The following is an 8613-nucleotide window of genomic DNA, read 5'->3' as shown; positions in this document are numbered from 1 at the left end:
GAGCGCGGGCGGAGGCGCTGGCCGATCTGGCCGCCGTGCAGGCCCGCCTGGCCCTTGCCCGGCTGGCCGGCGGCGCGGCGCCGGACCCGCGCGGCGCCGAAGCCGCCCGGCTGGCGCGGGAGGCCGCGCGGATGGGGGATCTGGTGGCCATCGGCGTCGCGGCGCGCGCGCTGTCCGCCCTGGCCTGAGCGCATCCGTCTCCATGCCCGGACACGCCGATCCGGCTGGAAGTCCACCTCTGGCGCCGGCGGGCCCGGGCTGATGGGCGATATCCTGCCGGACCTGCTGGCGCCGGGGCTGCGGCTGGTGTTCTGCGGCATGGCGGCCGGCCCGCATTCGGCGCGGGTCGGCGCCTACTACGCCCGGCCCGGCAACCGCTTCTGGCCGGCCCTGGCGGAAGCCGGCTTCACGCCGCAGCGGCTGCGGCCGGAGGCGTTTCCGGACCTGCTGCGGCATGGCATCGGCCTGACCGATCTCGCCAAGGGGCAATGGGGCGTGGACCGGGTGGTGCGGGTGACGCAGGCGGACCGCGACCGGCTGCACGCCACCATCCGCGCCACGCGGCCGCAGGCGCTGGCCTTCACCAGCGGGCGCACGGCGGCGCTGGCGCTCGGCCTGCGGCGGGTGGCTTTCGGGCGCTTGGCCGAGGCGCTGCGCCCGCCGGGCTTCCCGCCGGTCTTCGTGCTGCCCAGCACCTCTGGTTCCAACAACGGCAACTGGGTTAGGAACGGCTATCAGCAGGTCTGGACGGATACCGCCATGGCTCTCGGCTTCGCGCATCGGGCGGCTTCGTGACCCGCAAGGCCTGGGCCTGGGCGCTGTACGACTGGGCCAACAGCAGCTTCCCCACCGTCGTCTCCACCTTCGTCATCGCCGCCTATTTTGCCAGCGGCATCGCCGCCGACCGGGTGACGGGACAGGCGCAATGGGGGTGGATGCAATCCGCCGCCGGGCTGGCCGTGGCGGTGCTCTCGCCGCTGCTGGGGGCGGTGGCGGATGCGGGGGGGCGGCGGCGGCTGATGCTCGGCGTCTTCACCCTGCTGACGGCGGCGGCCACCGGGATGATCTGGTTCGCGCAGCCGGACCCCTCCTGGGCGCTGTATGCGCTGGTCTGCGTCGGGCTGGCGACCGTGACCTTCGAGATCGGCACGGTGTTCTACAACGCCATGCTGCCGGGCGTGGCGCCGCCCGGGCAGCTCGGCCGCGTCTCCGGCTTCGGCTGGGGGCTGGGCTATGCCGGCGGGCTGGCCTGCCTGGCCGTGTCGCTGGTGCTGCTGGTGCAGCCGGACCCCTCTCCCTTCGGGCTGGACCGGGGCGCGGCGGAGCATGTGCGCGCCACCGCGCTGCTGGTGGCCGCCTGGCTGCTGCTGTTCAGCTGGCCGGTGCTGCTGGCGCTGCCCGATCCCGCCGGCCCCAGGCCCAGCTGGGCCGAGGCAGCGTCGCGCGGGCTGGCGGAGATTGCGGGGCTGATCCGCACCCTGCCGCGCAAGCCGGACCTCGCCCGCTTCCTGCTGGCGCGGCTGTTCTACACCGATGGGCTGAACACGCTGTTCGCCTTTGGCGCGATCTACGCCGCCGGCGTCTTCGGCATGGGGTTTTCCGAGATCCTGGTCTTCGGCATCGCCATGAACGTCACCGCCGGGCTGGGGGCGGCCGGCTTCGCCCTGGTGGAGGACCGCATCGGCTCCCGCCGCCTGGTGCTGGGGGCGCTGGCGGCGATGGTGGTGCTGGGGGCGGGGCTGCTGATGGCGACCACGGTGCTGTGGTTCTGGGTGCTGGCGCTGTCGCTCGGCCTGTTCTTCGGCCCGGCCCAGGCGGCCAGCCGCAGCTTCATGGCCCAGCTGGCACCGCCGGAGGAAGTGGCCGCGCATTTCGGGCTGTTCGCGCTGTCCGGGCGCATCACCGGCTTCCTCGGCCCGGCGGCGCTGGCCGCGGTCACCACCGCCACCGGCAGCCAGCGGATGGGCATGGCGACGGTGCTGGTCTTCCTGCTGTTCGGCGCCGGCATCCTGGCCACGGTGCGGGAGCGGGCGTGACGGACCCCTTTGCCTCCCGCCGCCAGGACGGGCGGTTCCGCAACCTGCACAGCGATGTGGACCACGGGCCGGGCGCCGTCCTGCGCTGGTACCGCACGCGGCAGCCCGCGCCCTGGCCGGCCTGGGTGGAGGACCCGCCCCGGCCGCCGCCGCCCCGCCTGGGGCCGGGGATGATCGGCGCCACCTTCATCGGCCATGCCAGCTGGCTGCTGCAGATCGGCGGCGTGGCGGTGCTGGTGGACCCGGTGTGGTCGCCGCGCGCCAGCCCGCTGCGCTTCGCCGGCCCTCGCCGGGTGCGCGCGCCCGGCCAGCCGCTGGAGGCGCTGCCCGGCGTGGACCTGCTGCTGGTCAGCCACAACCACTACGACCATTGCGACCTGGCGACGCTGCAGCGCGTGCGGGCGCGCTGGGCGCCGCCATCGCTGACCAGCCTCGGCACCGGCCGCCTGCTGCGCCGCGCCGGGCTGGCCGCGGTGCGGGAGATGGATTGGTGGGACAGCGCCGAGACCGCCGGGCTGCGCGTCACCTACGTGCCGGCGCAGCATTTCGCGGCCCGCACGCCCTTCGACCGCAACCGCGCGCTGTGGGGCGGCTTCGTCATCCAGGCGCCGGACGGGGCCACCGTGTACTTCGCCGGCGATTCCGGCTGGTGCCCGCATTTCGCGGAGGTGGGGCGGCGCTTCGGCCGTATCGACCTGGCGTTGCTGCCGATCGGCGCCTATGCGCCGCGCTGGTTCATGCAGACCCAGCATATGGACCCGGAGGAAGCGGTGCGGGCGCATCTGGCCTGTGGCGCGCGCGCCAGCCTCGGGATGCATTTCGGCACCTTCGCCGGCCTGACGGACGAGGCGATGGAGGAGCCCGCCACGCGGCTCGCCGAAGCCCGCACCCGGCACGGCGTGACGCCGGAGGCGTTCCGCGTGCCGGGGTTCGGGGAGACGGTGCTGGTTCAGCCTGCAGCGAACAGATAGGCCGGCATGGGCTGGGTCCTGTCCTCCACCGCCTTCACCCCCGGCACATTCTCCGCCAGCACGCGCAAGGCGCGCTGCACTTCGGACCCGCGGGAGAAGCCGTTGAACTCCACCACGCCGTCGCGCACATCGACCAGCGTGTAGAAGGTGTCCGCCCAGGGCTGCTTGCGGATCGCCGCCAGCACCGCGGTGCGGATGCGGTCATCCGACAGGTCCAGCGTTTCCGTGCGCGGCGCCACCAGCGCGCGCAGCAGGTCGGCGCGGGAGACGAGGCCGAGCAGCCGCTCGTCCCGCGTCACCAGCACGCGGCGGATGTTCTTCTCCTCCATCATCTGCGCCACTTCCGCCGCCGGCGTCTCCGGCGCCACGGTGACGAGCTTCGTCGTCATCACCTCCGCCGCATTGGCGCCATGCGTGCGGGCGTAGCGCGCCGCGTCGCGTTCCGGGTTGGCGAACAGGCTGGCAAGCCAGGAGGCCGGCTCATCCGCCTCGCCCGCCAGGCGACGGATCAGATCCGCTTCCGTCACGATGCCGAGCACCTTGCCGGCGGGGTCCAACACCGGCACGGCGGAGATGCCTCGCTCCGCCAGCAGGCGGGCGATGGACAGCACCGGCGTCTCCGGCGGCACCGTCACGACTTCCGCGGTCATCAGGTCGCGGGCGGAAAGGCGGGTCATGGTCTGAATCCTCCGTCACGTCTCGTGGTCTGGTTCAGCGATGTCGCGGAGGTTACGGCGGTGGTGAATCCTCCTCCTTGATGCACGTCAAAATCTCGGCTCTTTCCCATCCGGCGGGGCGCCTGTATTGCTGCCCCGACAAGAACCAGGGAGACACAAGAACGATGACCTTCACCATCGGCCGCCGTGCCCTCGCCGCCAGCGCCGCTGCGCTGGCCCTGCCGGGCCTCGCCCGTGCGCAAGCCGCGACCCAGATGGCGATCGCCACCGGCACCACCGGCGGCGTCTACTACCCGCTGGGTGGCGCGCTCGCGAACTACCTGTCGCGCGACATCCCCGGCATGTCCGCCACCGTGGAAGTCACCGGCGGTTCCGTCGCCAACCTGCAGCTGCTCGGCGCCAACCGCGTCGGCATGGTGATCAGCCAGGTCGATGCCGCGGTGGATGCGGTGCGCGGCAATGACCGCTTCCGCGGCCGCCCGGTGCCGGTGCGCGCCATCGCCGTGCTCTACACCAACCGCATGCAGGTGGTGACCGTGGCGTCCACCGGCATCACCAAGATGGCGGACCTCAAGGGCAAGCGCATCTCCACCGGCGCGCCGGGCTCGGCCACCGAGGTGATGGCGCTGCGCCTGATCGAGGCGGCGGGCCTCGACCGCGACAAGGACTTCCGGGCCCGCGAACGGCTTTCCCCGGCCGAGAGCACCAACGCCATCAAGGACGGCAAGCTGGACGCGTATTTCTTCGTCTCGGGCTACCCGACCAGCGCGATCACCGACCTCGGCGCCTCCCCGGGTGTGCAGCTGGTGCTGATCGACCACCACGAATACATCCCGAAGATCGTCGAGAAGTACGGCCCGGTGTATTTCCCGGAGGAGATCCCGGCCGGCGCCTATCCGGGCCAGCGCACCGCCAACAAGCAGATGTCCGTCGCCAACATCGTCGGCGTGCGGCAGGACATGGCGGACGACCTGGTGACGAAGATCCTGAACGTGATGTGGGGCCATCGCGCCGACTGGGCGCAGGTGCATTCCGCGGCCCGCGACTTCAAGCTGGAAGGGCAGAAGACCGCCGCGGCGGGCGTGCCCTGGCATCCGGCGGCGGAGACCTTCTGGAAGGGCCACGGCGCCACGCTCGCCTGATCCAGCAACGCTTGTCGCGCACCGCCCTGCTGCCGGGAACGGGCGGGCGCGAACCATCCTGACAGGCACGGGGACGGCCGGAAGCGCCGTCCCCGGCTTTCTGCATTCCGACAGGCCGGAGCCCCGCCCCCGTGAACACCCACAGCAATCTGCCGCCGGAACTGGCGCCCGGCGCCCTCGACGAAGCGACCGCGGCGCGGATCGAACGCCTGATCGAGGAGGAGGAGGGCACGCTCAACAGCTTCACCGGCTGGCTGGGCTTCCTCGGCACCGGCCTGGCGCTGGCGATGAGCCTGTTCCACCTCTGGGCCGCCTGGGACATCGTCCCCACCACCACGCTGCGCTTCGTCCATGTCGGCTTCACGCTGGTGCTGGGTTTTCTCCTGTTCCCGGCGGCGCGGCGCTTCCGGCATCGCATGATGGTCTGGGACGTGGCGCTGGCGGCGGCGGGCTTCTATGTCATCTGGTACATGGTCTCGGGCGGCGACGAGCTGCAGGACCGCGCGATCTTCCCGGAACCGATGGACCTCGTCGTCGGCTGGATGATGATCGGGCTGGTGCTGGAAGTGGCGCGGCGCGCCACCGGGCCGGTGATGCCCTGCGTCGCCATCCTGTTCCTGCTGTACGGCTTCTTCGGCGACTGGCTGCCGCCGCCCTGGCAGCACCAGGGCTATGACAGCGAGCGGATGATCCCGCATCTGACCATCGGGCTCGATGGCATCTTCGGCTCCGCCATCGATGTCTCCGCCACGCTGATCATCCTGTTCACCATCTATGGCGCGATCCTGCAGGCGACCGGCGCGGGCAAGTTCTTCGTCGACTTCTCCTTCGCCGCCACCGGCGGCAAGACGGCGAGCGCCGGGCGCACCGTGGTGCTGTCCTCCTTCCTGCTGGGCGGGCCCTCGGGATCGGGCGTCGCCACCACCGTCACGCTCGGCACCGTCGCCTGGCCGATGATGAAGCGCGTCGGCTACCGCGCCGACGATGCGGGCGGGCTGCTGGCGGCCGGCGGGCTGGGTGCCATCATCTCGCCGCCCGTGCTGGGCGCCGCGGCCTTCCTGATCGCCGAGTATCTGAACATCGGCTATCTCGACGTGCTGAAGATGGCGATCATCCCGACCTGCCTCTACTACGCCTCGCTGCTGTTCATGGTGGAGCTGGACCAGCGCCGCATCGCCGCCGCCGGCAACGCCGTGCCGGATGACGCGATCCAGGTGGAACCGATCCCCGCCATGCTGCGGAAATACGGCTTCCACTTCTCCTCCCTCGTCGCGATCATCGTCTTCATGGTCATCGGCTACTCGGCGACGCTGGCGGTGCTCTACGCCATGATCGTCGCGGTGGCGCTGTCCTTCATCCGGCCGGAACAGGCGCTGTGGCCGAAGAAGCTGCTGCAGACGCTGGCCGCCGGCGCCGTGCAGGCGGTGGGCATCGCGGCCACCTGCGCCAGCGCCGGCATCATCGTCGGCGTCATCACGCTGACCGGGCTCGGGCTGAAATTCAGCGATATCGCCATCCAGGCGGCCGGCGGCTCGGTGGTGGTGACGGCGCTGTACACGGCGCTGATCGTCTGGATCATCGGCCTCGCCGTGCCGGTGACGGCCAGCTACATCATCTGCGCCGTCGTCGCCGCGCCGGCGCTGATCAAGCTGGGCGTGCCGGACTACGCGGCGCACATGTTCGTCTTCTACTACGCGGTGCTGAGCGAGGTCTCGCCGCCCACCGCGCTGTCGCCCTTCGCCGCGGCGGCGATCACCGGTGCCGGGCCCTACCGCACCACGCTGCAGGCCTGGAAATACACCCTGCCGGCCTTCGTGCTGCCCTTCGTCTTCGTGACGGACCCGGAGGGCGTGGGCCTGCTGCTGAACTTCCGTGGCGAGATGACCTGGGTGGACGTGGTCTGGCAGACGCTGCTGGCGACGATCGGCCTGGCCGCGCTGGCTGCCGCCTGCCAGGGCTACCTGCTGCGCGCGCTCAGCGCGCTGGAGCGCACCGGCCTGGTGATCGCCGGACTGCTGATGGTGTTCCCGGCGGTGCTGGACACGGTGGCGCCAGGCGTTCTGCCCTATCCGCACCTGTTCGGCATGGTGCTGGCGCTGGGGCTGATCGGCCTGCAATGGCGCGGGCGGCCCGCGGCGGCCTGACCGCCTTGGCGTGGTCGCGGCGCCTGCCCTGCGCGGGCGCCGCGGTGCTCGCCCTGGTGCTGCTGCCGGCCGCGCCCGCCGCCGCAGCGGCGCGGCGCGACTGGAACGTTGAGAAATGCGCCCGCTACCGCGCCGACTGGCCGGCAGCGCTGCGCCATTTCGGGCGCGACGGGCTGGGGGAGGCGTTCCTGGCCGGGCATGCCCGCTTCCTCGCTTCCGGCTGCCAGGATCGCAGCCCGATCTGCCCCCGCTCCCCGGCCGAGTTGCGGATCGCCGACGCGATGACCGTCGCGGCGATGAATGCGGGCATGGCCAGCACCTTCCTCCCGTTCCGCTGCGGTCCCTGACCGGGGGCTGATTTTCCGCTTGAAGCCCGAGCAGTCTAGATATATCTAAATTCGAGATATATCGAATAAGGCTCTGAACGATGCGACATCCCTGTCATCACCCCCGCTCGCATGGCCATGGCGACCGGCGCTTCGCCCGCGGCGCGATGCGCGGCGAGGAATTCGGCCACCGCGGCCCGCGGCACGGCCACCAGCACGGTCCCGGCGGCCGTCGCGGCGGCCGGATGTTCGACCATGGCGAGCTGCGCCTGGTGGTCCTGGCCCTGATCGGCGAGCAGCCGCGCCATGGCTATGAGATCATCAAGGAGATCGAGGACCGCGTCGGCGGCAGCTACAGCCCCAGCCCCGGCGTCATCTACCCGACGCTGACCCTGCTGGAGGAACTTGGCCACGCCCGGGCCGAGGAGCGGGAGGGCAAGAAGCTGTTCGCCGCGACCGGGGAGGGCAGCGCCTGGCTCGCCACCAACCAGCCGGCGCTGGAGGTGGCGCTGGCGCGGATGCAGGCGGCGAAGGTCGCCAGCCGCGACGGGCAGCACCCGGGCATCCTCCGCGCCACCGAGAACCTGCGCATGGCCATGCGGCTCCGCCTCGGCCGCGGCAGCCTGACCGAGGCCGAGGCGCAGGCGATCGCCGAGGCGCTGGACACCGCCGCCCGCGCCATCGAGCGGAGCTGAGGCATGGAACCCGCCTCGCTGCTGGTCTTCGCGGCCGCCTATCTTGCCGTGCTGGTCGTGCCCGGGCCGAGCGTGACGGCGCTGGTCGCCCGCGTGCTGGCACAGGGGCCCGCCGGCGCGCCGGCCTTCGTCGCCGGAGTCGTCACCGCCGCCCTGGTCTGGTTCACCCTGGCGGCGACCGGGCTGGCGCTGTTGGCCGCCTCGCTCGGCGGACTGTTCGACGTGGTCCGCTACGCCGGCGCCGCCTGGCTGCTGTTTCTCGCCTGGAAGCTGTGGCACGCGCCGAACCGGCCGGCTTCGGCGCCGCCGGTGGCCGGCGAGGCGGGGCGGCTGTTCCTGGCCGGGCTGGCGGTGAACCTCGGCAACCCGAAGGCCATGATGTTCTTCTTCGCGCTGCTGCCGACGGTGGTGGAGCTGAAGGGGCTGACCCTGCCGGGCTTTGCCGCGCTGGCGCTGGTGGTCGTGCTGGTCTGTGCCGGTGTGCTGGCGGGCTATGCGCTGGCGGCGGCGCGGGCGCGGCGGCTGTTCACCGCACCCCGCGCCCTGCGGTGGCTCAATCGCGGCGGCAGTGCCGCGATGGCCGGGGCGGCGGCCGCGATCGTGGCCCGGTGATGGCGCGCAC

The 8613-nt window shown here is 72.1% G+C and carries 11 protein-coding genes; 9 read left to right on the top strand and 2 right to left on the bottom strand.

What is annotated here, in order from left to right:
- The 4 genes from HEQ75_RS23930 to HEQ75_RS23915 form a co-directional block, all read left to right on the top strand.
- Window positions 1-188 (top strand): hypothetical protein (locus HEQ75_RS23930; protein ID WP_209318745.1); only part of this gene is annotated, 188 nt, incomplete at its 5' end.
- Window positions 189-261: 73 nt separating this feature from the next.
- Window positions 262-795 carry a mismatch-specific DNA-glycosylase gene (locus HEQ75_RS23925; RefSeq protein WP_168034641.1) on the top strand — a complete coding sequence of 178 codons (534 nt, stop codon included), beginning with the start codon at window positions 262-264 and terminating at the stop codon, window positions 793-795.
- On the top strand, window positions 792-2036 hold the full coding sequence (locus HEQ75_RS23920) for an MFS transporter (protein ID WP_168034640.1): 1245 nt from the start codon (window positions 792-794) through the stop codon (window positions 2034-2036). The genes HEQ75_RS23925 and HEQ75_RS23920 overlap by 4 nt, the downstream gene beginning before the upstream one ends.
- Complete coding sequence (locus HEQ75_RS23915) at window positions 2033-3007, top strand: MBL fold metallo-hydrolase (RefSeq protein WP_328734805.1); 975 nt, start codon at window positions 2033-2035, stop codon at window positions 3005-3007. The genes HEQ75_RS23920 and HEQ75_RS23915 overlap by 4 nt, the downstream gene beginning before the upstream one ends.
- On the opposite strand, the gene HEQ75_RS23910 is transcribed toward HEQ75_RS23915, so the two are convergent.
- Entirely contained in the window at window positions 2986-3684 is a 699-nt protein-coding gene (locus tag HEQ75_RS23910) for a CBS domain-containing protein (RefSeq protein WP_235962087.1), read from the bottom strand. The two genes, HEQ75_RS23915 and HEQ75_RS23910, sit on opposite strands and share 22 nt — an antisense overlap.
- 164 nt (window positions 3685-3848) lie before the next feature.
- Between HEQ75_RS23910 and HEQ75_RS23905 the strand changes: the two genes are divergently transcribed.
- From HEQ75_RS23905 to HEQ75_RS23895, 3 genes are all read left to right on the top strand, one after another.
- Window positions 3849-4826 (top strand): TAXI family TRAP transporter solute-binding subunit, encoded by a 978-nt coding sequence (locus HEQ75_RS23905; protein WP_168034639.1) that lies wholly within the window; start codon window positions 3849-3851, stop codon window positions 4824-4826.
- 131 nt (window positions 4827-4957) lie between these two features.
- Window positions 4958-6970: a TRAP transporter permease gene (locus HEQ75_RS23900; protein ID WP_328734804.1), complete on the top strand. Its 2013-nt coding sequence runs from the start codon at window positions 4958-4960 to the stop codon at window positions 6968-6970.
- Window positions 6943-7317 carry a hypothetical protein gene (locus HEQ75_RS23895; RefSeq protein WP_168034638.1) on the top strand — a complete coding sequence of 125 codons (375 nt, stop codon included), beginning with the start codon at window positions 6943-6945 and terminating at the stop codon, window positions 7315-7317. Before HEQ75_RS23900 ends, HEQ75_RS23895 begins: the two co-directional genes overlap by 28 nt.
- A gap of 35 nt (window positions 7318-7352) precedes the next feature.
- Here the strand turns inward: HEQ75_RS23895 and HEQ75_RS23890 are convergent, their stop codons facing one another.
- On the bottom strand, window positions 7353-7553 hold the full coding sequence (locus tag HEQ75_RS23890; protein WP_168034637.1) for a hypothetical protein: 201 nt from the start codon (window positions 7551-7553) through the stop codon (window positions 7353-7355).
- Between HEQ75_RS23890 and HEQ75_RS23885 the strand changes: the two genes are divergently transcribed.
- The gene (locus HEQ75_RS23885; protein WP_168034636.1) at window positions 7542-7991 is read left to right on the top strand and encodes a PadR family transcriptional regulator; all 450 of its coding nucleotides are present in this window, start codon (window positions 7542-7544) and stop codon (window positions 7989-7991) included. The genes HEQ75_RS23890 and HEQ75_RS23885 overlap by 12 nt on opposite strands.
- 3 nt (window positions 7992-7994) lie before the next feature.
- The gene (locus tag HEQ75_RS23880; protein WP_168034635.1) at window positions 7995-8603 is read left to right on the top strand and encodes a LysE family translocator; all 609 of its coding nucleotides are present in this window, start codon (window positions 7995-7997) and stop codon (window positions 8601-8603) included.
- Window positions 8604-8613: the final 10 nt, after the last annotated feature.

Origin of the sequence: Falsiroseomonas selenitidurans (assembly GCF_012103215.1) — a bacterium.
Lineage (GTDB): Bacteria > Pseudomonadota > Alphaproteobacteria > Acetobacterales > Acetobacteraceae > Falsiroseomonas > Falsiroseomonas selenitidurans.
The sequence above is the reverse complement of the archived record's forward strand: the minus strand, read 5'-3'. Positions and strand labels throughout refer to the sequence as shown.

Coding starts and splice junctions, on each gene's coding strand:
- HEQ75_RS23925 (WP_168034641.1), top strand. CDS start 262: ATGGGCGATATCCTGCCGGACCTGCTGGCGCCGGGGCTGCGGCTGGTG.
- HEQ75_RS23910 (WP_235962087.1), bottom strand. CDS start 3,684: ATGACCCGCCTTTCCGCCCGCGACCTGATGACCGCGGAAGTCGTGACG.
- HEQ75_RS23905 (WP_168034639.1), top strand. CDS start 3,849: ATGACCTTCACCATCGGCCGCCGTGCCCTCGCCGCCAGCGCCGCTGCG.
- HEQ75_RS23895 (WP_168034638.1), top strand. CDS start 6,943: ATGGCGCGGGCGGCCCGCGGCGGCCTGACCGCCTTGGCGTGGTCGCGG.
- HEQ75_RS23885 (WP_168034636.1), top strand. CDS start 7,542: ATGTTCGACCATGGCGAGCTGCGCCTGGTGGTCCTGGCCCTGATCGGC.
- HEQ75_RS23890 (WP_168034637.1), bottom strand. CDS start 7,553: ATGGTCGAACATCCGGCCGCCGCGACGGCCGCCGGGACCGTGCTGGTG.
- HEQ75_RS23880 (WP_168034635.1), top strand. CDS start 7,995: ATGGAACCCGCCTCGCTGCTGGTCTTCGCGGCCGCCTATCTTGCCGTG.